Here is a 22,456-nt window from a genome sequence, read left to right on the forward strand (position 1 = left end):
CAAATACATCATCAGATTGCGAAACATGAACATCTTGACCGACCCAATCAAGCCAGTTGCGGAAACACTATGCCAAAACTGCAAATGTAAAACCGAATTACTCGTTCCATATATTGACAGCGTTTGGGATTGGGCATTAAGGTTTATCTGCAAGATCTGCGGAAAATCTTACTTTTGTGAATGCTTTAGAAAGGCTCTTGAAATTGAATACCCAAGAGCAATTGCGCTAAAATCTCAATATTCAGAAAGCGGATGGCCACATCTGTTTATAAATGCATACAAGTCTTCTGAATTTAGGAATAGCATTTGCCATATATGCAATAAAAGAAGCTCTAATTTGTTTTTCTGTCACCCAATGTATGGCAGTTCAGTTATGGTTCATTATGGCCCCTATATTTATCGCACATCAATCGAAAAAGGCATCAGCAAATGCGATGCCGAGAATGAAATCCGGGAGATTATCGGTTTGCCACACATTGGAGAAGGATGGATTTCAGAGATTGAATTATTAAAAATGATTAGAGATATTTTTCCAGATAAAGAAGTCGTTCATCAAGCCAGACCTTCATGGTTAGGAATGCAAAAGCTCGATATTTTTATACCATCTTTAAAATTGGCAATCGAATACCAAGGAAAACAGCATTTCGAACCTGTCAAGCTTTTCGGAGGTGAAGAAGGTTTGTCTCAGACAAAAAAGTTAGACGAACAGAAAGCAAGGTTATGCAAAGAAAACAAAATTGATTTAATTTATTTCAGTTACAAAGACAATATTAACCGCAAGGAAATAGAATATCGCCTTAAAGAATTCATACCATAATCCCCCTCAATCCCCCATTGAAAAAGGGGGAGGCCGGTAATCCCCCATTGGGCAGGGCTTTAGCTCCCCCCTTTCCCAAAGGGGGGCAGGGGGGATTTAGTGGAATCAATAACTTCCTTCCTCTGTCCGGAAGCGTATGCAGAAATACAGCAAACACCTCAAAGAATACGCCCGCAGCTTGCGCTCCAACCTGACAGACAGCGAAAAGAAACTCTGGTCCAAGCTGCGCGGTAAACAGTTGCACGGGGTTCTTTTCTACAGACAGAAACCTTTGGGGCAGTATATCGTGGATTTCCACGCCCCGCGGGCCGGGTTGGTAATTGAAATCGACGGTTCCCAGCACCTTGATCCCGCCCATAACGAGGAAGACCGTCAGCGGGATGCGTCCCTCAAAGCCAAAGGCCTGGAAGTGCTCCGGTTCGACAGCCGTCAGGTGTTGCTGGAACTGGATGCGGTGGTCCAGGAAATAGCTCGACAAGTGGAAATGAGGCTGGTCTCAGGTTAAATCCCCCTCATTCCCCCTTTCTTAAAGGGGGAGGCGCAAACTTCAACCTGCATCCACATTTCTCCCCTCAACATTGGAGACTCCCCATTATGCCTTTCCAAAACCTCATCAACCGCAAGTTTTTCCTGGCGAGCCTGCCGGGGTTCGCTGCTGCGGCGGCCCTGCTGCGGCCCCGCGCCCTCCGGGCCGGGCACCTGGACGGCAAGAGCGCCCCGGAACGGATGATCGACAACGCGCCCTCGTTCGAGGACGGACGCAGCCGCAAGGTGATTTTCGTGGCCCACTGCGTGCTCAACCAGAACGCCCGTTGCGCGAGCTGCAACTCGTTCCCGGCCTCGATTCCCCGGATTCCACAATACCTTCTGGAGAACAACATCGGGATCGCCCAGTACACCTGCCCGGAGCTGGCCAGCCTGGGCCTGGGACGCCTGGGCAATATCTACGACCAGCTCTCCACGGCCGGCAACCGCCGTTTCCTGCAGGGCCTGGCCCAGGACATCATCTACCAGACCAACCAGTACCGCAAACACGGGTTCAAGGTGCTGGCCGTGCTGGGTATAGACACCAGCCCCTGCTGCGGGGTGAACAGCCACGCCTACAACGGCAACCAGCCGGGCAAGGGCGCGCTGATGGAGGAGTTGAGCGCGGCCCTGGCCGAATCCGGGGTGGACCTGCCGCTGATCGGGATAGATGACCGCGACCCCGGCCAGGCCCTGGAACAGGTCAAGGCCCTGGACATCTGACAAAAACAAAAAGCCGGACAGCTCACCCGTTAACGCTGTCCGGCTTTTTTATCTACCCGCTGTCCTCAGAACCAGACCCGCGTTTTCTGCAGGCCGTTCAGATTCAGGCTGAAAACCGCGATCCTCCGCGCCGGGTCGTAATCCACCGTCAGGGGCGGCTCGACCTTTACCGGCTTGCCGCAGTTGCGGATTTCGATCCGCGCCGGGCCACGGCCCTCCAGGCTGAATTCGAGGCTCTGCGCTTTTTCGTCCCAGCGGTTGCCCCGGAACTCCACACTCACCGGCGCCACGAGTTCCGGGCGGCTCCCCACCAGCATGGCCTCGACCGCCTGGCCGCTCAGCCAATCCAGGCGGCGGTGGCCGAGAAGCTCCTCCAGCGGCTCGTGGAAATTCATCGCCCGGCTGAACAGCAGTGGGTCGAGGAAATAAAAATATCGCCCGGCCGCGGCGTTGGCCCGCCACCAGGCATCCGTGTCATCGCCGTAGAGGGTCTTGAACTTTGAGGGGTCGAACGTGTTCCAGCCGGGCTGGTACTTGGGAACCAGGTCGTAGACCAGATGCTGCAGGCGCGGGGTCAGGCCGAAATCCTCCAGGAACAGGGCGTGCTCCGGGATATTGGCGCTCAGGCAGTACGGGGAATCGTCATCCGGAAGCATGATCTGGTGCGGGCCATAGGCATCCAGGGCCTCGACGCATAGGATATCCTCGCGCGGCCAGGCCAGGATGCCCTTGCCCGAGTCCGGGGCATAGGTCGCGGACTGGTCGTACAGGTAGCCGCCCAGAGACCACTGGGCGTAATGGGCCAGCATCATGCGGCTCACCAGGAACATCGTGCGCTCGTACAGGTCGGTCTGGCCCAGCTCGCGGGCCAGGCGGGCGTAGGCGATCAGCCCCGCCCAGCCGTTACGCATGCAGTCGAAATCCAGAAGGTTGCCCCGCGGGTCGCTCAGCGAGGCGCTGACCGCCCAGTCATGGTAGATCTCGTAGTAGTCGCGCAGGCCGGTCCAGAGCGCCCAGTGCTTTCGCGCCAGGTCCAAACCTTCCTTTCTGTCCCCAAACTGACGCCAGGCCCAGACCCCGGCCAGCTCGAACCCGTTGTACCAGTCGGCGTCGTACGAGACCGGCCCGCGCACGGCGAACACGGTGCTGTCGCGCAGATAGCTCCGTCCGGCCACCGGGTCGAGATAGCGGTGGAACGGTGTCTGCTCCACCCGTTCCAGCCCCGGCCGGGACAGGGCCTCGAGCGACTTGTCCCTCTGCTTCGACGGCAGCGACCAGGCGGCCCAGGCCAGAAGGCGCAGGTTGTGCAGGGTGTCCATCAGGTCATCCGGATGGTAGTCCTCATCCCCGGGCCAGAGCAGGTCGGGCGCGGCCAGGTATTCGGCCAGGCGCTTTTCGACTTTCGCCTGACCGGGAACACCGGAGAGAGCCACCGGTAGCACGGTCTTATCCACATAGGGGCAGAGCGGCAGGCAGTACTCGACAGCCTCGCCCTCCACCCAGTCCAGAGGGCCGTAATGCGTGGGGTAACCGGCCTCGACCAGCTTGCCGTTCAGCCCCACCGGGTAGCCGTCCTTCTGCGCCAGCCGGACAAACGGCGCAATTGGGGCCAGGCGCGGCTGCGTTGCTCCCTCGAACGAGATAAAGCTGAACGCCTCGCGCACGCGCAGGCTGTCGCCGTCGAGGCGGAACTTCACGCGACAACCCACCGGATAGTGTTCGCAGCGGGCGGCCAGCTCATTGCAGACGGCTGTCACCTCCGCCGGGATACTCTTGCGCCAGGCGGCGCTGAGCGCGAAATCGTACTTGCGCACCCCGTACAGCGGCAGCATGACTATCTTGCCCGCCGGGCCGTCGAAGCCCAGGTCGCAGAACTCGTGGGTGACAATGTTCATGGAGCGCGGCGCTTTCTCGAACACGAACAGAAGCGGGCAGTCCACCGGGGCGCCCGAGCCGTTGAAAGTCATGAGCAGCCAGTTGGCGGCGAGAGGGCCGTGAAGCTCGGCCTTGTAGGGCTCGCCCTCGCCGAAATACCGCGGGCCGCTTTGCAGCGGCAGGACAAACCCGCGCGCCTTGCTCTTTTCCTCCCAGGCCCAGCGGAACGAGTGCGCCGAGCTTTCGTAGAGAAATCCCGGCGCGAGCAGGGATTCGTGCAGCACCAGGCTGTCCGCGCCCCAGCGCCAGACTTTCCTCGCGCCGGTCCAGCCGAAGCTCTCGGTGTAACAGTAGGCCGGCGGCAGGTTGGGCCGCCCCAGGCTCACGTTCCGGCCCATGGAGATCGAATAGACATCCGCCCCGTCGCTGATCAGGGTCAGGTAACCCAGCTTGCGGTAGCGGTAGCCCTCCATGAACTGTCCGAAACGGCCGGACATGCTTTCCACGGGCAGATCTTTCCAGTCGGGCCAGCCGGATTGGTCGGCCGGACATGTACGACTACTGATTGTCAGGCAAAACAGGACGGCGAGCACTATCCGGCGCGGCGGCATCGGTTTCTCTCCAGGGGGAGCGGTTTAGGTTGGACAAGTCACGGGAAAAGCCGGACCGATGGAGCCGTTCGGTAGGGGCAAGTCATGAATGCCCCTACCCCATCCGGTTACGGCCCGCAAAACGAGGCGGTGCTCTGACTCTCTCAGCTCAGGGCTTCCAGGGTGTAGTCCAGGTTCATCTCATCGCACAGGGAGGCCAGCTCCTCGCGCAGGCCGCGCAGCGAAACATCCTCGGGCACGGCGGCGGTCAGCTCCAGGTGGAACATCGGGCTGCCGGTGACCGGGGCATGACGGGCCGCGGTCTCCAGGCTGTCGATATTGATCCCGTGGCGGATCAGCAGGTTGGTCACCCGGAACACGATCCCGGTGCGGTCCATCCCCACCACGCTGATCCGGACCGGGGCGCCGGCCTCCACGCGCTGCTCGGGACGGGCCAGGGTGGGCTTGAGGTTCAGGCTGAGGCCGGTGGCAGCCTCCAGTTCCTCGATCCGCCTGGAAAAACTCTCCAGACCGTGTTTGTCTCCGGCCAGCAGCACCAGGATCGCGAACTCGCCGCCCAGCACGGCCATGCGGCTGTCCTCCAGGCTCAGCCCGGTCTCGAACGCGGCGGCGCTCAGCTCGCGGGCGATCCCGGGTTTGTCCGGCCCGAGGCCGGAAAGTACGAGGTAATGTCTCATCAGGGTTCTCCGGTTCCAGTGGGACAGGCAGTTGTTGTCCTGTGGTCAATCCTGCTCCGGTCAATTCCGCTGGGCGAATAATAAGACCGGGGCGGGCCGGCTGTCAATTCCGCACTGCACCTGACAAGGCACAAGTTGACTGCGGGAGGTCCAATTCTGTATTATTAGAGGTACATCACCCCCCCTTCAGAGGAAAAACGATGGCCAGAGTGTTGCTGATCGCGGCCCTGCTCGCACCTTTCGTGGCCTGGGACGCCGCCGTGTACCTAATGCGCGCCCGTGGAGACCGCAGCCCGTTACGGCTGGAGGAAGTGCTGCGGCATTTCACCGAGAAGGATATCGACACCGGGCGCGAGCTGGTGCAGCGCCGCAATGTGCTGTTCCCGGTATACCGTGTCCTGTTCTACGCCCTCTACTGCGCACTGCTGTTCGCCGGGCTGGGCGCGCGCCTGGAAGCATCGCTCCTGCCGTGGGCCGGCGGCCGCTGGTGGCTGGCCCTGCCGCTGTTCGTCCTGGCCGTGCTCGTGATCCGCACCCTGATTTTCTCCCCGGTGGCGGCCTACAGCGAGTTCGTGATCCAGCGCCAAGCCGGGCTTTCCACTATCACAGTTGGCACCTGGCTGCTTGACCTGGTCAAATCCCTGCTGCTCAACACGCTTATCCTCAGCCTGGTCGGCCTGCCGGTGCTGTGGCTTGTCCGCACCCTGCCCACGCTCTGGCCGCTGCCGGCCGCGGCGGTGATTCTGGCAATATCGGCGTTCGGCATCTGGATCAGCCCCTGGCTGATCGACCCGCTGTTCAACAAGTTCACTCCGCTGGCGGACAGCGCCCTGGCCGGGCAGATACAGTCCCTGGCGGCGCACGCCGGGGTGCCGGTGAAAAACGTGTACGTAATGGACGCCAGCCGCCGCAGCACCTACCTGAACGCATATTTCACCGGCCTGGGCAACAGCCGTCGCGTGGTGCTCTACGACACCCTGGTGAAAGAATGCAGCGGCCGCGAGGTGCTCTCCGTGGTGGCGCACGAGCTGGGCCACTGGAAAGCGAACCACATCCTGAAAGGTTTCCTGCTTGAGACCGTGGGTGTGGTGCTGGGGCTGTGGCTTTTCTGGTGGCTGCTTGGCAGCGGCGCGGCGCGCGCCTTTTTCGGGCTGCCGGAGCGGACCAGCCTGGTGCTCCTGGTGCTGCTGCCGTTCCTGCTCAACCTGTCGGGCACTCTGACCGCGCCGCTGGTGAGCGCGGTCTCGCGCCGTTTCGAGCGCCAGGCCGACCTGATCTCACTGGTGCTGACCGGCGACAGCGAGGCGTTCATCACTGTGGAGCAGCAGCTCGTCCGCCACGCCAAGGCCGACCTGCTCTCGCCCCGGCTGCTGCAAGAGGTCTACGGCAGCCACCCCTTGCCGGAGGAACGTATCCGCATGGCCGAAAGCTACGCCGCGGGCGGCGCCGGCGCTCCGGCTCCCTCCCGCTGACCGTTTCTGACCCTGCCCTTTCAGCCTGCGACGACCGCCGCAACCGGTCCTTAATCCTTGAAAAATTGAGGGATGGGTTTTATTTTTATCGTTTATTCCTTCATTGCAAATCAATTCAGACCTCAGACTGTCGATAGCACAAGGAGTGTCCGATGTCCCGATTCAAGGTTGTCATATCCGACTGCGACCACGGCACGGTCGAGGTCGAGCGCAAGGTGTTCGAGCAGGCCGGCTTCGAGTGGGAGCTTTTAGACTGCAAGACCGAGGACGAGGTGATCGCCAGGTGCGCCGGGGCGGACGGCATCCTCAGCCAGTACGCGCCGATCAAGGCCAAGGCCGTGGAAAAGCTGGACAGCCTCAAGGTGCTCTCGCGCTACGGAGTCGGGGTGGACAACCTGGACCTCGAGGCGGCCACGCGCAAGGGTGTGGCGGTCTGCAACGTTCCCGATTACTGCCAGGACGATGTCTCGACCCACGCCATGGCCCTGTTGCTCGACCTAGTGCGCAAGGTCACCCTGCTGGCGAACGATGTCACGGCCGGGGGCTGGGATTTCCGCCTGGCCGGGCCGGTGCCCCGCACCGCTGGCAAGACCCTCGGCCTGCTGGGTTTCGGCGCCATCGCCCGCATGACCGCGCGCAAGGCCCTGGCTTTCAACATGCGCGTGCTGGCTTATGACCCCTTTGTCAAAACTACCGACATGGAGGTCAAGCTGGTCGACCTCGGCACCCTGCTGGCCGAGAGCGATTTCCTCAGCCTGCACGCCCCGGCCACAAAGGACACCGAGAAGATCATCAACGCCGCCAACCTGGCCAAGATGAAGGACGGCGCCCTGATCGTGAACACCAGCCGCGGCAAGCTGGTGAACGAGGCCGACCTGGCCGCGGCTTTGAAAAGCGGCAAGATCGCCGCGGCGGGCCTGGATGTGCTCACCTGCGAGCCGCCCGAGAAAGGCAACCCGCTCGTGGGCCTCAAAAACGTGGTCCTCACCCCGCACATCTCGTTCTTCTCCAACGAGTCTTTCGACGAGCTGAAAGAGAAAGCCGCGCGCAACATGGTCGAGGTTCTGAGCGGCCAGCGCGCGCGCTACTGCCTGAACCGCGAGGTGCTGGGCGGGGTCTGAGCCGCGCGGGAAACAACGCCGGAGACACGTGGTTGTTGTCTTGACACATCCGGCCGGGTTGTGGCATAATCGTATAAACCGTAGATACAATCCGGCTCTCGCTCATTTGCGGCCCCCCGGGCTTGCCGCGACAGGCCCCCGGCCTGACAGGGACAGGGATGGAAGAGAAACCGAAAGCTGAATCGCTTGAGGAACTCGAGCGTATAGAAGGTAATTATTACAAAGTCGACCTGTTTGTCAGCTCGGCGCTGGTGCTTTTCACGGTCTGGGTGGTCCTGTCGGAGAAAAGCCAGGGCTGGGCCGTGTTCCTTGGACTGCTGGCCCTGCTGTTCTTCGTGCGCGGCGTGAGAAACTGGCGCCGCCACAGGATGGACACACCGACGGCGGGCGACTGAGACTGGACCTTAAGGCATGGACAGGCCGCTGATCACGCTGCTGACTGATTTCGGGACGCGCGACGGCTACGTGGGGGCGCTCAAGGGGGTGCTGCTCACGCTCTGCCCGGCGGCTCAACTGGTTGACATCACGCACGAGATCGGCCCGGGCGACATCGCCGAGGCGGCCTTTGTGCTGGAGAGCTGCTGCAACTTCTTTCCGGCCGGGACAGTCAACCTGACCGTGGTCGATCCGGGGGTGGGAAGCCACCGCCGGGCGCTGGCCCTGCAAAGCGGCGGCCGCTGGTACGTGGGTCCGGACAACGGGGTGTTCGAGCCGCTGCTCTCCGCCGGCTGGTCCGAATGCCGGGAACTGACCAGCCCGGAACATCGGCGCAGCGAGGTGAGCGCCACTTTCCATGGGCGGGACATTTTCGCCCCGGCGGCGGCTTTCCTGGCCGCTGGCGGCGAGCAGTCCCACCTGGGCCCGCCGGTCGCCGATCCGCAACGGCTGGCCGCGCCGGCCCGTCCGGAGTGCGCCCAGGGGTGTCTGGCCGGACAGGTGGTCCATGTGGACCGTTTCGGCAACCTGATCACCGATATTCCGCTCGCGGAGGTCCGGGCTTTCTGCCCGGAGCCGTCGGATCTGGTCGTGGAGTTGGCCGGACGGAGTCTCACCGGGCTGCATACGCACTACGCCCAGGCGGCCGCGGGCGAGCTGCTCGCCCTGACCGGCAGCCACGGCCGTCTGGAGATCGGGGCCAACCGCGCCAGCGCCGCAAACCTGCTCGGCGGGCTCTTGCGCGGGGCCGCGGTGCAACTCCGGAACGAACCGTCTTAAGGCGTATCTTTCTTGACTTTGGATATGCTTTTTGTATCTTTTTTCGATTTCAGGCGTTTTTTCTTGCACTGTCACTCAAGCCGGCCGGCCCCGCTGCTTCTCCCGCGCCGCTGCCTTTCAAGAAGCGAACCGAGTTTCATCTGCCGCCCTCAGCCACCGCCCGCACCGGCTGACAGAGAGGGCGACGCCACAGGATGCAATCAGGCCGATGGCCGAGCGCCGCGGCGTAAATAACCAAAATACTTCCCCGCTCGGGGAAGATGAATGGAGGTCAAAAGCACCATGGCTACCGCCCCGAAAGATATTCCGAGCAACCCCCTGGACACCACCTACTGTGGTGCGCCGATAAACAATATGGTCAAGGGTCTGCCGCGTTTCACCACCTCGCTCTGCCCGGAATGCGGCAAAGCGGTCGAGGCCCGTCTGTTCGAGGAGAACGGCAAGGTCTACATGGACAAGACCTGCCCCGATCACGGCTATGTCAAGGACCTCTACTGGGGGGATGTGGAGCTCTACCTGAAAGCCGAGAAATGGGAGTTCGGCGACGGGCGCGGGCTTTCCAACCCCAGCACCAAACACACCCAGTGTCCCGACAGCTGCGGCCTGTGCGAGAACCACACCAGCCACACCGCCCTGGGCAATATCGACCTGACCAACCGCTGCAACCTGACCTGCCCGATCTGTTTCGCCAACGCCAACGTGACCGGCAAGGTCTACGAGCCGACCAAGGAACAGGTGCTCGAGATGCTCAGCCTGTACCGCAAGGAGGAGCCGGTGGCCGGGCGCATGGTGCAGTTCTCGGGCGGTGAGCCTACAGTCCACCCGGATTTCCTGGAGATCGTGGCCGCGGCCAAGGCCTACGGGTTCAGCCACATCCAGATCGCCTCGAACGGGATCAAGCTCGCCGACTACGAGTTCGCCGAGCGCGCCGCCGAGGCCGGCCTGCACACGGTGTACCTGCAGTTCGACGGGGTGGACGACGAGGTCTACATCCAGACCCGCGGCAAGGCCCTGATGGAGTACAAGCTCCGCACGGTCGAGAACATCCGCAAGCTCGGCCTGAAAATAGTCTACGTCCCCACCATCGTCGGCGGCGTGAACGTGGACCAGGTGGGCAAGATCCTTCAGTTCGCCCTGGACAACATCGACGTCTCCAGCGGCATCAGCTACCAGCCGGTTTCGATCACCGGCCGGATCAGCCGCGAGGAGCGCGAGAAGATGCGTTTCACCCTGCCCGACCTGGCCCGCGAGATCGAGGCCCAGACCGGCATCTGCAGCAAGGACGACTGGTACCCGCTCAGCTTCGTCTCCCCCATTTCGAAGATCATCAGCGCGCTGCGCGGGTCCGAGACAGTGAACATCTCCTGCCACCCGCACTGCTCGCTGGGCACATATCTGTTCATCGAGCACGGCACCAAGCGCGCCATCCCGATCACCCGCTTCGTGGACGTGGAGGGGATGTTCAAGGAGCTCGAGATCCAGGCGGCCAAGACCAGCGCCAGCCGCTTCAAGCGTTTCGCCCAGATGAACGCGTTCTATAAGATACAGAAGTTCTTCGACAAGTCGAAGGCGCCCAAGGGCATGGATTTCACCAAGTTCCTGCAGACCCTGGACGGGTTCTTCGACAAGGAGGCCGGCCGCGGCGAGAAGGACGGCACGTACACCAACAAGACCCTGCTGGTGGCCGGCATGCATTTCATGGACAACTACAACTACGATTTCGAGCGCGTCCGCCGCTGCGTCATACACTACGCCACCCCGGCGGGACGGATCATCCCGTTCTGCAGCTACAACGGCGGGCATTACCAGCGCGAGGCGATCGAGGGGCAGTTCTCCATGACCATGGACGAGTACAAAGCCCATCGCGCCGCCATCCGTCAGCAGAAAGAACAGCAGAACTGACCGCAGCGGCTTGACGGGACTGAAGCCGGGTCAGAGGACCTTAACCAGCGAGCACGCCCTTGTGGGAGGCAATTAAGAAAGCCATCGAAACGGAGGACTGTTTCCTGCTCTGCACCCACCGCGACCCGGACGCGGACGGGGTGGGCTCGCAGCTCGCGCTGCACCACGCCCTGCGCCGGATGGGCAAGAGCGCCACTGTCCTCAACCCCGACACCCTGCCGCACGCCTTGCGTTTTCTGGACCCCGAGGGCGTGGTGGTGGGTTTCGACAGCCTGAGCCCGGAGGAGTCGGCGCGCCGGCTGGACCAGGCCGAGCGGATATTTTTCATCGACGCCGGCATCTGGCGCCGCCTGGGCCCGCTGATGGGCCCCGCGGTCCAGGCTCGCGCGGACAAGGTGCTGATCATCGACCACCACCCCTCCGAGGGCGGTGCGCCGGCCGGGTCGGTGCAGCGCGAGTCGGCCAGCTCCAGCGGCGAGATGGTCTACGATCTGTTCGAGTCGATGGGCCTGCCGCTGGACGAGCGTACGGCGTTCTGTCTGTACAGCGCCATCGCCAAGGACACCGGCTGTTTCCGCTTCGAGAACACCACGCACCGCGTGTTCGAGATCGCCTCGCGCCTGACCCGTTTCGACATCGGGCCGCACCATATCTACGATTACCTGTTCGAGCGCTGGTCCAAGAACAGCGTGGTGCTGCTGGGTCAGGTGCTGGGCACGCTCGCGTTCGCCTACGACAACCGTCTGGCCTGGATCAGCATGACCCGGCGCATGCGCGAGGAAACCGGTGTCCCGGTGGAGGACACCGAGAATTTCATCAACATCATCCGCTCCATCGACCCGGTGCAGGCCTGCATGTTTTTCCGGGAGACCGATGACGGCAAGGTGCGGATCAGTCTGCGCAGCAAGACGCCGCAGGTGGATGTGAACCTGCTGGCCGGCAAGTTCGGCGGTGGCGGGCATAAGCGGGCCTCAGGGGTCCAGATCAAGGGCGAGCTGGACGAGGTGATCCGGCGGGTGGTGGAGGCCGCGGCCGAGTATTTCTGATAACCGAACCTGAATCAGGCTGCCCGCGGCGCGGGCGGCCGATCTGGACGAAAGCCGGCCACGACCGGCTTTTCGGTTCCTGCCCGGAGCCCACTGGGATCGGCTCCGGGCGCATTGTTCCTCACACATATGGGATGCAAATCCTATGGCTGTACATATCGGAGTAGACCTGGGGTCGGTCAGTGTAAAGGCCGCCCTGTTTTCCACCGACCCGGAGGAGCGCGGGTTCTTCGAGTCCCTGCGCGCGGGGGGGCTGTTCGAGCACGTGCTCGAGCTGACCCGCGCCGCGGACGGGGCCGTGTGCCGCGTGGCGGTCACCCCCTACCGGCGCGTTTCCGGCAACCAACTGCGCGAGACCCGCGCCCTGCTGGAGAGCCTCCTGCAGACCGTGGGCGGCCGTCTGGGTGAAGTGGCCGGGACCGGCTCGGGAGCGCCGTTCCTGTCCCGCCAGTTCCAGCTCCCCGCGCAGAACGAGTTCCGCGCCATCGCCAAGGCGGTGGAGCTGCTGAACCCGGATGTGCGCACCGTGTTCGAGATGGGCGGCGAAAATTCGAAGTACCTCCTGCTGGAGCATGACTCGGCCAGCGGCAAGGTCGGGATCGCCGACTACAGCACCAACGGCGACTGCGCCGCGGGCACGGGCGGGTTCCTGGACCAGCAGGCCGGACGGCTGCTCTTCACCGTGGAGCAGATCGGCGAAATCGTGCTGGGCACGCCGCGCGCGGCCCGGATCGCCGGGCGCTGCTCGGTGTTCGCCAAGAGCGACATGATCCACGCCCAGCAGAAAGGCTTCACCCCGGCCGAGATACTGAAAGGCCTCTGCGAGGCCGTGGCCCGCAATTTCAAGAGTGCGATCACCCGGGGTAAGAAAGTCGAGCCGCGCGTGGCGTTCATCGGCGGTGTGGCGGCCAACGGCGGCGTGGTGCAGGCCCTGGAGACAGTGTTCGAATGGGAGCCGGGCACGCTGATCATCCCGCAGCTCCACACCTCGTTCGCCGCGGTGGGCGCGGCGGTCATGGCGGCCGAGCGGGCCGCCGAAAAGGGCGCCTGCGCCTACAGCCTGGATGGCCTGATCGCCGAGGAGCAGCAGTTCCCGCACTCCCAGCCGCTCAGCCTGGAGAACGTGGTCCTGCTGCGCGACCGCATGAGCGTGGTCCCGGCCGCCGAGATAGCCGAGACGCGAGACGCGTTCCTGGGCATCGACATCGGCTCGGTCAGCACCAATCTGGTGGTGATCGACGAGGAAATGAACGTCCTGAAGGAAATCTACCTCCGCACCGAGGCACGCCCGATCGAGGCCGTTTCGAAGGGGCTCAAGGAGATCGAGGCCGATCTGGGCGAGAAGATAGCCATCCGGGGCGTGGGCACCACAGGCTCCGGCCGCGAGCTGATCGGCGAGCTGGTGGGCGCGGACACGGTGCACGATGAGATCACCGCGCACAAGACCGGCGCGGCTTTCATCGGGCGCACGATCCTGGAGATGCAGCCGGACACGATCTTCGAGATCGGCGGCCAGGACTCCAAATATATCAGCCTGGACCAGGGCGTGGTGGTGGATTTCGCCATGAACGAGGCCTGCGCCGCGGGCACCGGCAGTTTCCTGGAGGAGCGGGCCAAGGAGCTGGGGATCCAGATCAAGGACGAGTTCTCGCGGGTGGCCATGTCCAGCCGCACCCCGATCCGCCTGGGCGAGCGCTGCACCGTGTTCATGGAGCAGGATGTCAACGCCTGCCTTCAGCGCGGCGCGCCGCTGGGCGATGTCGTGGCCGGCCTGGCCTACTCCATCGCCACCAACTACATCAACCGCGTGGTGCGCGGCCGCAAGATCGGCAAGGTGATTTTCTTCCAGGGCGGCACGGCCTACAACGACTCGGTGGCCGCGGCGTTCAGCTCCATCCTCGACACCCGGATCATAGTGCCGCCGTTCAACGGCGTGATGGGCGCCCTGGGCGTGGCCCTGCTGGCCCGCGAGAAGATGCTGGGCAGCCAGCGTTCGCAGTTCCGCGGCTTCGACCTGGAAAAGGTCAACTACAGGATGCGCGAGTTCACCTGCAAGGGCTGCACCAATTTCTGCCAGATGCAGGAGTTCACCGTGGAGAACGAGCGCACCTACTGGGGCGACAAGTGCTCGGAGCGCTACCGCAAGGCGGTGAAGGTCGAGCGCGAGCCGGTGATCGAGAACCTGATCGAGTTCCGCCGCAAGCAGCTTCTGGCCGGTTACGACCCGGAGGCCGGCGACGGCCCGGTGGTGGGTATCCCCTGGAGCATGTCCACCTACGAGTGGGCGCCGTTCTGGTTCCGCATTTTCCGTGAGCTGGGCCTCAAGGTGCTGCTCTCTGAGCAGACCACCTCGAGCCTGGTCAACCGGGGCCTGGAATCCGTGGTCTCGGAGCCCTGTTTCCCGATCCAGGCGGCCCACGGCCACCTGCGCTGGCTGATCGACAAGAAGGTGGACTACATTCTTCTGCCCAATTACATCGCCGCGCCGGGCCCGGACCCGGCCGTGGTCGATTTCTACTGCCCCTGGAACATGACCCTGCCCTACGTGGCCAAGAGCGCGCCGTTCATCAGCGCCTACGGCGACCGGCTGATCAGCCCCTCGCTCTGGTTCAACCACGGTGAGGATGAGGTCGTGCGCTCGGTCCACGACTCGCTCAAGCAGGTGGGACTGAGTTTCAAGCTCGCCCGGGTGCGCCAGGCTGTGACTGACGGTTTCGCCGCGCAGCAGGTGTTCCGGAACGCGATCCAGGAGGAGGGCGGCCGCGCCCTGGCCACCCTGGCCAGCCATCACGAGCACGGGATCATCCTGTTAGGCCGGCCCTACAACATCTACGACCGCGGGATCAACCTGGACGTGGCGCACAAGCTGCGCTCGCTTTACGGGGTGAACGTGATCCCCTTGGATTACCTGAACCTGGAGCCGTACTCCCAGGCCCAGCGCGAGGTCCACGACAACATGTTCTGGAGCTACGGCAAGAAAATCCTGGCCGCGGCCGCCTTTGTCCGGAACAAGCCGAAGCTGCACATCATCTACATCACGAATTTCAAGTGCGGACCCGACAGCTATGTCAAGCATTTCATCGCCGAGGCCAGCGGGCGGCCGTACCTGACACTGCAGTTCGACGGGCACAACAACGACGCGGGTATGCTGACCCGCTGCGAGGCCTATCTCGACAGCAAAGGAGTCCTCAGGAGATGGGGAACGACCCAGGAGGAAATGGCGGCCGGCCCAAGCAGTCGATAACCGGACGCCGTCTGTATATACCGGAAATGAGTTTCGGCGGAGCGGTGGCCTTTGCCGCCGCGTTCCGCAGCGTGGGGATCGACGCCGTGGTCAGCCCGGCCTCGGACCACCACACCCTGGAGCTGGGCGGCAAGCACACCTCGGGCGAGGAATGCCTGCCCGCGCGGGTGACTTTGGGCAATTTCCTCAAAGTGACAGAGATGCCCGGTTTCCAGCCGGAGAAAGTCGCCTTCTTCATGCCCACGGCCGAGGGGCCCTGCCGTTTCGGCCAGTACGCACCTTACATCCGCAAGGTGATGCGGGATGTGGGCCTGGAGGACGTGCTGGTGTTCAGCCCCTCCAGCCGGGATGGCTACGAGGGCATGGGCGACCAGGTGAACGTGCTGATGCGCAACGCCCTGCGCGGCCTGATCTGCGCCGACATCCTGCGCAAGCTCCTGCACAAGACCCGCCCCTACGAGACCTCGCCCGGTGACACGGATGCCGAGCACCTGCGCGGCCTCCAGGCCGTGGAAAAGGTGATGGAGGTCCCGCATGTCGACAACAAGACCCGCATGCGCCGGCTGGTCGAGGTGCTGACCGAGACCCGCAACCGTTTCCGCAGCATCCCGGCGCGCTACACCCGCAAGCGTCCGCTGATCGGCGTGGTGGGCGAGATTTTCTGCCGTCTGACCGAGTTCACCAACAGCGACCTGATCCGAAAAGTTGAGGAGCACGGCGGCGAGTGCACCCTGGCCCACATTGTCGAGTGGCTCTGGTACACGAACCTGGAGCAGCAGAAACGTCTGCGCCACCAGGGCAAGAGATTCTCGGTGGACATGCTGGCGGCCAAGATCAAGAACCGCATCCAGCAGAGCGACGAGCACCACCTGTACGCGCCGTTCAAGGAGGACTTTGTCGGCTACGAGGAGCCGCCGATCACCGTGATCCAGGACTACAGCCTGCCCTACCTTCCCTATACCGGGGCCCTGGGCGAGATGGCCCTGAGCGCAGGCAAGACCGTGTTCCACTGGAGCGAGGGTTGCGACGGGGTGATCGACATCTCGCCGTTCACCTGCATGAACGGGATCGTGGTCGAGGCGGTCTATCCCACGATCAGCCGCGACCATGATAACATCCCGATCCGCAATTTCTATTTCGACGGGACCCAGAGCGACCTGGACCGGGACGTGGGCATTTTCATGGAGCTGGCCCGCACCTACCGGGCGCGCAAGAATAAGCCGCGCACCTGGCCGTCCTATTTCCCGGCGGATTGAGATAACGCGGACATGACACGAAGCTTGTAGGGGCAGGCCCCTGTGCCTGCCCTTTTTTTTCCGGGCGGCCACAGGGGGCCGCCCCTGCAAGTGAAGGTTAAGGAGCGCCGATTCTCTCCTGGTTTTCCCGGTCCAGTTCCCAGCGCAGCGGGTTGTTCAGGATGTAATCGCGGATACGGTCCATCCGGTCCGTGCGCCGGACCACGTGCTCGTAGTAACCGCGTTGCCACAACCGCCGCTCGAACGGTGGCCATTGAGCTTGTTTGACACCGTCAGCATATCGTTTGGTGGTCATCGTTTTGAAACGGTGCACCACATCAGGTAGAGACAATCTTGTAGGGGCAGGCCCCTGTGCCTGCCCTGTATTATCCGGGCGGCCACAGGGGGCCGCCCCTACGGTATTGTCGGTCAATAAAATGATTCCGTGAATATGGTTCGGCATCACCACGAAAGCATCAGTTTCGACGCCTGGGTAATGGCCCGGAATTTCATCCCAGACCTTTTGAACCATATATCCCGCTTCGTTCAAATCAATCCGGCCGTCCGTGATCTCACCAAAGAGGTATCGATTCCCCTGCGTGCACACTGTCACGAAATACGCGCCCGGAGCGGAGTAATCATACTCCCGCAGGCGGAGCGGACAGCGGGGATCGGGAGGTCGCCGTCGCTCATTCACTTCAACAGCACCATCTTGCGGGTGAAACTGAAATCCCCGGCTGTTATCCGGTAGAAATAGACTCCGCTGGAGAGCTTCTCCCCGCCTCGTCCGCGGCCGTCCCAGTTCACCGTGTACTGCCCCGGAGCGACCACCCGGTCCACCAGGGTCGCCACCACCTGCCCGCGGATGTTGAACACCAGCAGATGAACCGGCAGCGGGGCCTCGCCGCCCACGCTGTAGCTGATCGTGGTGGAGGGGTTGAACGGGTTGGGGACATTCGCCCCCAGGCTGAACGCCCGCGGAAGCGCCGCGCCGGGAGCGCCGGACTCGGGCTCCAGCGGCAGGGCTGAGGGATTCCACTCGATAGAGATTTGTAGCAGTGAAGCACCGCTGTCCGGGTTCGCGATAAGCAAATCCACGACGGTGTCGGCCAGGCTCTGGTCGAGCCGCAACACCAACTGGGCCAGGGTGTCGGGGAACAACTCGGTGGAAACGAGGCTCAAGCCGGGTGTGGAGAACTCGAAGCGGCAGCCGGGCCAGAAATCGAATCCATGGAAAGTCAAGGTATCGAGGCTTTTCTGCGGCCCGAAAAAGAGGCTGTCGTCATCAATGGGATAAGGTATGGGGATACTGGGCCGCACATACAGAAAAACGCTGTCCTGGGCTGTGCCCCCGGTTTCAAATACCACGCGGCGCACACCCAGGGACGCGCCCGCCTCGACAGTCACTCCCAGCCAGATTTGAGACTGGTCGGTGGATACTTTCCCGACTGTCACCCCAGCCTCGGGTACGATTCTCACCTCGGCATCCTGCAGCTCCGCTACCCGGCTTCCGGTGACTCGCAGGCGATGCTCGTGCAGACTGCGGCTTACCTCCCAGCCCTGCCCGTCCGCCAAGTACAGGTCTGAGGCGACGGGGTGATATTTATATTCAATGATAACAGTCACATTATTGACACCGAAGGATTGGTATTCTAACCACAGATCGGTCATGCCTACTATGAACAAAGGTGTCAATCGGAACCACACCCGACACTCCTGCCCGGGAGCCAGACGCACCGTATCCTGACTGACCGAGGCTTTGATAAAAATATAAGCCCATTCCAGATCCCTTTTTAGCAGCACCACGCTGTCGGTCCCGGCGTTGGTGAGAGTGAAAGCGAGCGAATCGGTTTGGCCGACAGGTATCTCGCCGAAATCGAGCGTATCGGGTGAGACATCCACCCGCGTCCGCGCCGACGCGCCGGCTGCGGTCATCACCAGCGCCGTCAAGATGAGCATAGTAACCGTGCGCAGATGCCAGTTCATGTCGTCCCCCTTGTAAGACGTTTTTACTTCAACAGCACCATCTTTCGGGTGAAACTGAAATCCCCGGCTGTTATCCGGTAGAAATAGACTCCGCTGGAGAGCTTCTCCCCGCCTCGTCCGCGGCCGTCCCAGTTCACCGTATACTGCCCCGGAGCGACCACCCGATCCACCAGGGTCGCCACAGTCTGTCCGCGCAGGTTGAACACGCTCAGGTGCACCGTCACCGGGGCCTCTCCGCCCACGCTGTAGGCTATGGTTGTCGAGGGATTGAACGGGTTGGGGACATTCGCCCCCAGGCTGAACGCCCGCGGAAGCGCCGCGCCGGGAGCGCCGGACTCGGGCTCCAGCGGGAGAGCATCGGCGTTCCAGCGGATAAAGATTTGAGAATACATCGCGCCGCTGTCCGGGTTCTCGACATGCATGCCCGAGACAGTGTCGGTTACGCTCTGATCGAGACGCAGCACCAGGCGGGCCAGGCTGTCCGGGAGCAGCTCGGTGGAAACGAGGCTCAGTTCGGGCAAAGAGAATTCAAACCGGCAGCCGGGCCACAGGTCACGCCCCCGCACGGTCAGGGTGTCGAGGCTTTTCTGCGGACCGAACAACAGGCTGTCCTTGCTCGGAAAATAATCGGGGTCGCTCCTTCTCACTTCCACCAAGAGGCTGTCCAGGACCACGCCGCCGGATTCGAACAGCATCCAGCGCACACCCAGGGCCGCTTCCGGTGCGACAGTTATGCCCAGGGCCATCTCGGACTGGTCGGCCGAGATTTTCCGCAGGGTCAAGTCGTCCGGGGGAGTGATTCTCACCTCGGTGTTCTGCAGGTCAGCCACCCGGCTCCCGAGCACCCGGACAAGCCGCTCGCGAAGGCTGCGGAACAGAAGCCATGAACAGCCCAGGTCGCCGCCTACCGCACGATAATAAGACATGATGGTCAGCGCCGGATAGTTGGCACCCAGATATTGATAACTCAGCCGAAAGCCTGCCACGCTCATCTTGACATATGGAAACAGACGGAGCCGAACTTGGCGTGCCTCTCCGGGAGCGAGCCGCACCGTATCCAGGCTGACCGAGGTCGTGTAATAGGGCAGGTCCAGTCCGGAGTTCATTTTCACCAGGACCACGCTGTCGGTCCCGGTGTTGGTGAGAGTGAAACTCAAGAAATATGCCTTTCTCACCTGTATCTCGCCGAAATCGAGCGAGTCGGGCGAGAATGTCACCTCCGCCGCGGCGGGCGTGACTGCCAGAAACAGCGCCGCCAGTATCAGCGCAGCAAAAGCATGTACGTGTCTTTTCATGGAATCCTCTTTGTCAGACCGGCCTCACTTCAACAGCACCATTTTACGGGTAAGGCTGAAATCTCCGGCGGTCAGACGGTAGAAATACACCCCGCTGGGAAGCTGTTCCCCGCCCCGTCCGCGGCCATCCCAATTCACCGTATACTGCCCCGGCGCGACCACCCGGTCCACCAGGACCGCCACTACCTGCCCGCGCTGGTTGAACACGCTCTGGTGCACCGTCACCGGGGCCTCGCCGCCCACGCTGTAGGTTATGGAGGTGGAGGGGTTGAACGGGTTGGGTACATTCGCCCCCAGGCTGAACGCGCGGGGCAGGGCCGCGCCTGGAGCGCCGGACTCGGGGGCGAGAGGGAGGGCATCGGCATTCACGAATATCGTCCTGCCGAACATGCTGATGAGACTGTCCGGTCTCTCAATGGCGAACATCACAAATCCGGAGATTATACCCGGCTGAGCCTGGACCACCAGACGGGCCGTTGTATCGGGGAAAAAGTCAGTTGAGACAATTCTCAGGTTGGAGGACGGGAAAACATAAATGAGGTCGGAAAACAGGTTCCAGCCTCGAACGAAGAGTGTGTCCTGTTGTTTCCCAGGGCTGAAAATCAGAGTGTCCGCGGGAATGGAAAAAAGGATGGGAAAGCTTGTAATCACCTGGCAATAAAGGCTGTCCAGGGTGTTGCTTCCATCCGTGAACCGCAGCTCGTAGAAACCCTCCGGCATCTCCAGAGGCGCCAGAATCCCCAGAACAATCGAATCCTCATCCATGTATTCTTTCCGCACTACAAGGCCACTATCCGGCTCCACACGCAGTTGAGCGTTCTGCAGAGCCGCCACTCCGCTGCCCACGATCTTGTAGCGCTGCTCGTGCAGACATCGCTTTATTGACCACGAGGGCTTGAACTCCAAGCCGGCTGGAATCGCCCGATATGCGAATATCGGCCCCCAAAAATCGACTGAAGCGTACTCCACTCCATCGATAGAGAAACCGAAAAAAACTCTCGTCACCACTGAACCGGGAACCGAAGGATTGATTCCCAGACTCACCTCAATACTGTCTCCGGGAGCTAACCGAACGTTGTTTGGAGAGTAGATGTAATTTGCGAAATCGATGTGACTGTACAGAAGCTGTTCAATCAGGCTGTCCGCACCCGTATTCTTAATCCAGAAAGAGCGCGTGACAGTGCCTCCCACCGGTATGTTGCCGAAATCGAGCGAGTCGGGCCAGAATGTCACCTCCGCCGCGGCCGGTGTGACTGCCAGAACAAACGCCGCCAGGATAAGCGCCGCAAAAGTGTGTACGTGGCTTTTCATGGAATCCCCTTTGTCAGACCCGCCTCACTTCAACAGCACCATTTTACGGGTAAGGTTGAAATCTCCTGCGGTCAGACGGTAGAAATACACGCCGCTGGAAAGCTGTTCCCCGCCCCGTCCGCGGCCATCCCAATTCACCGTATACTGCCCCGGCGCGATTACCCGGTCCACCAGGACCGCCACTACCTGCCCGCGCAGGTTGAACACGCTCAGGTGCACCGTCACCGGGGCCTCTCCGCCCACGCTGTAGGTTATGGAGGTGGAGGGGTTGAACGGGTTGGGTACATTCGCCCCCAGGCTGAACGCCCGCGGCAGGGCCGCGCCGGGAGCGCCGGACTCTGGCGCCAGCGGGAGGGCGTCGGCTGAAATGTGTATGAGAGTTCTGTATCGCATATAGGTATTGTCCGGATTGCTCACCCTGAGAGTGTCGGTATATGCAGTTGGACGGCGTTCCAGGCGCACGGCAAGGCGGACAAGAGTGTCGGCTGACAAATCGGCCGATAGAACAGTCAAAAAAGACGACGCAAACTGGAAAGTGCAGCCGGGCCAGAGATCCAGCCCACGCAATACCAGTGTATCGATATCGCTCTGAGAGCTGAAACGGAGACTGTCAGAGGAAGGGTAGACTCTTGGCCAGCTCTCAATTACTTGAAAATGAAGGCTATCCAGGGTGCTGGCTCCATCTGTAAACAGAAGCTTGTAGACTTTTGAGGGAGTAGTCGGCCCGGCCTCCACTCCAATCAGGAACGAATCCTGGTCGGCATAGAGCTTGTTCAGCGCGATGCTGTCGGGGATGACACTGAGCCCGGCATTCCGCAGAGCCGCCGCCCGGCTGCCGGTAACCACGAACTGCTGTGGATATAGACTGCGACGGAATTGCCACGGCCGCCAATCCAGACCGGATGTAACTGATCGGTAAGTGATTATCGGTCCGATGAAATCGAGCGAAGTGTATTCGATGCCATTTTTGATCTCGCTGAGCAAGATTCGAGAATAAACCTCTTCTACATTCACCAGGGGCATGATCCCCAATGTCACCTCGACACTGTCTCCGGCAGCCAACCGAATACTTGATTGCGACAAAGTGTACCGCACCACATCTATCCTGTTACTGGTGATTTCCTTTATCAGGCTGTCCGTGCCGGTGTTTTTCACCCAGAATGTCCGCGTGACTGTCGCACCGGTAGGTATATCTCCAAAATCGAGCGAGTCGGGCCAGAACTGCGCACTCACCGCGGCGCGGGAACTGCCGGCCAGGCTCAGGCAGAACAGCAGGGCCAGCCCCAGGGTGCGGGCCAGACAGAAAAAGGCAGCAATATCCCTTTTCATTCAAATCCTCCATTGTTTGATCTTTTATGCCAGGCAAGATTTGTTACCGGACCAGACACACTGGAACAGCTA

At 61.8% G+C, this 22,456-nt stretch carries 18 protein-coding genes; 11 read left to right on the top strand and 7 right to left on the bottom strand.

What is annotated here, in order from left to right:
* From LLH00_14715 to LLH00_14725, 3 genes are all read left to right on the top strand, one after another.
* On the top strand, positions 1-817 hold an 817-nt coding region (locus tag LLH00_14715), incomplete at its 5' end, for a hypothetical protein (GenBank protein MCE5272529.1).
* Between the two features lie 136 nt (positions 818-953).
* Positions 954-1,322, top strand: coding sequence for an endonuclease domain-containing protein (locus LLH00_14720; protein MCE5272530.1), 369 nt, complete (start codon positions 954-956; stop codon positions 1,320-1,322).
* A gap of 89 nt (positions 1,323-1,411) precedes the next feature.
* Entirely contained in the window at positions 1,412-2,065 is a 654-nt protein-coding gene (locus LLH00_14725) for a hypothetical protein (protein ID MCE5272531.1), read from the top strand.
* A 65-nt stretch (positions 2,066-2,130) separates the two neighbouring features.
* Here the strand turns inward: LLH00_14725 and LLH00_14730 are convergent, their stop codons facing one another.
* Positions 2,131-4,551 (bottom strand): hypothetical protein, encoded by a 2,421-nt coding sequence (locus LLH00_14730; GenBank protein ID MCE5272532.1) that lies wholly within the window; start codon positions 4,549-4,551, stop codon positions 2,131-2,133.
* Positions 4,552-4,694: 143 nt separating this feature from the next.
* Complete coding sequence (locus tag LLH00_14735) at positions 4,695-5,228, bottom strand: ACT domain-containing protein (GenBank protein MCE5272533.1); 534 nt, start codon at positions 5,226-5,228, stop codon at positions 4,695-4,697.
* 200 nt (positions 5,229-5,428) lie between these two features.
* On the opposite strand from LLH00_14735, the gene LLH00_14740 reads away from it, so the two are divergent.
* The 8 genes from LLH00_14740 (at position 5,429) to LLH00_14775 (ending at position 16,484) form a co-directional block, all read left to right on the top strand.
* Positions 5,429-6,700 (top strand): M48 family metallopeptidase, encoded by a 1,272-nt coding sequence (locus LLH00_14740; protein ID MCE5272534.1) that lies wholly within the window; start codon positions 5,429-5,431, stop codon positions 6,698-6,700.
* Positions 6,701-6,852: 152 nt separating this feature from the next.
* A complete protein-coding gene (locus LLH00_14745) occupies positions 6,853-7,821 on the top strand; it encodes a C-terminal binding protein (GenBank protein MCE5272535.1) in 969 nt (322 codons plus the stop codon).
* Between the two features lie 158 nt (positions 7,822-7,979).
* Positions 7,980-8,216, top strand: coding sequence for a hypothetical protein (locus LLH00_14750; protein MCE5272536.1), 237 nt, complete (start codon positions 7,980-7,982; stop codon positions 8,214-8,216).
* Between the two features lie 16 nt (positions 8,217-8,232).
* The gene (locus LLH00_14755) at positions 8,233-9,036 is read left to right on the top strand and encodes an SAM-dependent chlorinase/fluorinase (protein ID MCE5272537.1); all 804 of its coding nucleotides are present in this window, start codon (positions 8,233-8,235) and stop codon (positions 9,034-9,036) included.
* A 264-nt stretch (positions 9,037-9,300) separates the two neighbouring features.
* Positions 9,301-10,938 carry a radical SAM protein gene (locus LLH00_14760; protein ID MCE5272538.1) on the top strand — a complete coding sequence of 546 codons (1,638 nt, stop codon included), beginning with the start codon at positions 9,301-9,303 and terminating at the stop codon, positions 10,936-10,938.
* A gap of 59 nt (positions 10,939-10,997) precedes the next feature.
* A complete protein-coding gene (locus LLH00_14765) occupies positions 10,998-11,984 on the top strand; it encodes a bifunctional oligoribonuclease/PAP phosphatase NrnA (GenBank protein ID MCE5272539.1) in 987 nt (328 codons plus the stop codon).
* A 145-nt stretch (positions 11,985-12,129) separates the two neighbouring features.
* On the top strand, positions 12,130-15,228 hold the full coding sequence (locus LLH00_14770) for an acyl-CoA dehydratase activase (GenBank protein MCE5272540.1): 3,099 nt from the start codon (positions 12,130-12,132) through the stop codon (positions 15,226-15,228).
* The gene (locus LLH00_14775) at positions 15,180-16,484 is read left to right on the top strand and encodes a hypothetical protein (protein MCE5272541.1); all 1,305 of its coding nucleotides are present in this window, start codon (positions 15,180-15,182) and stop codon (positions 16,482-16,484) included. The genes LLH00_14770 and LLH00_14775 overlap by 49 nt, the downstream gene beginning before the upstream one ends.
* Positions 16,485-16,581: 97 nt before the next feature.
* Here LLH00_14775 and LLH00_14780 read toward each other — a convergent pair whose 3' ends face one another.
* The 5 genes from LLH00_14780 to LLH00_14800 form a co-directional block, all read right to left on the bottom strand.
* Complete coding sequence (locus LLH00_14780; GenBank protein MCE5272542.1) at positions 16,582-17,013, bottom strand: transposase; 432 nt, start codon at positions 17,011-17,013, stop codon at positions 16,582-16,584.
* A gap of 143 nt (positions 17,014-17,156) precedes the next feature.
* Entirely contained in the window at positions 17,157-18,449 is a 1,293-nt protein-coding gene (locus tag LLH00_14785; GenBank protein ID MCE5272543.1) for a T9SS type A sorting domain-containing protein, read from the bottom strand.
* 23 nt (positions 18,450-18,472) lie between these two features.
* Positions 18,473-19,744, bottom strand: coding sequence for a T9SS type A sorting domain-containing protein (locus tag LLH00_14790; GenBank protein ID MCE5272544.1), 1,272 nt, complete (start codon positions 19,742-19,744; stop codon positions 18,473-18,475).
* Between the two features lie 24 nt (positions 19,745-19,768).
* Positions 19,769-21,055: a T9SS type A sorting domain-containing protein gene (locus LLH00_14795; protein MCE5272545.1), complete on the bottom strand. Its 1,287-nt coding sequence runs from the start codon at positions 21,053-21,055 to the stop codon at positions 19,769-19,771.
* A 24-nt stretch (positions 21,056-21,079) separates the two neighbouring features.
* Positions 21,080-22,384 carry a T9SS type A sorting domain-containing protein gene (locus LLH00_14800; protein ID MCE5272546.1) on the bottom strand — a complete coding sequence of 435 codons (1,305 nt, stop codon included), beginning with the start codon at positions 22,382-22,384 and terminating at the stop codon, positions 21,080-21,082.
* Positions 22,385-22,456: the final 72 nt, after the last annotated feature.

The sequence above is a fragment of the bacterium genome (assembly GCA_021372515.1).
GTDB lineage: Bacteria > Gemmatimonadota > Glassbacteria > GWA2-58-10 > GWA2-58-10 > JAJFUG01.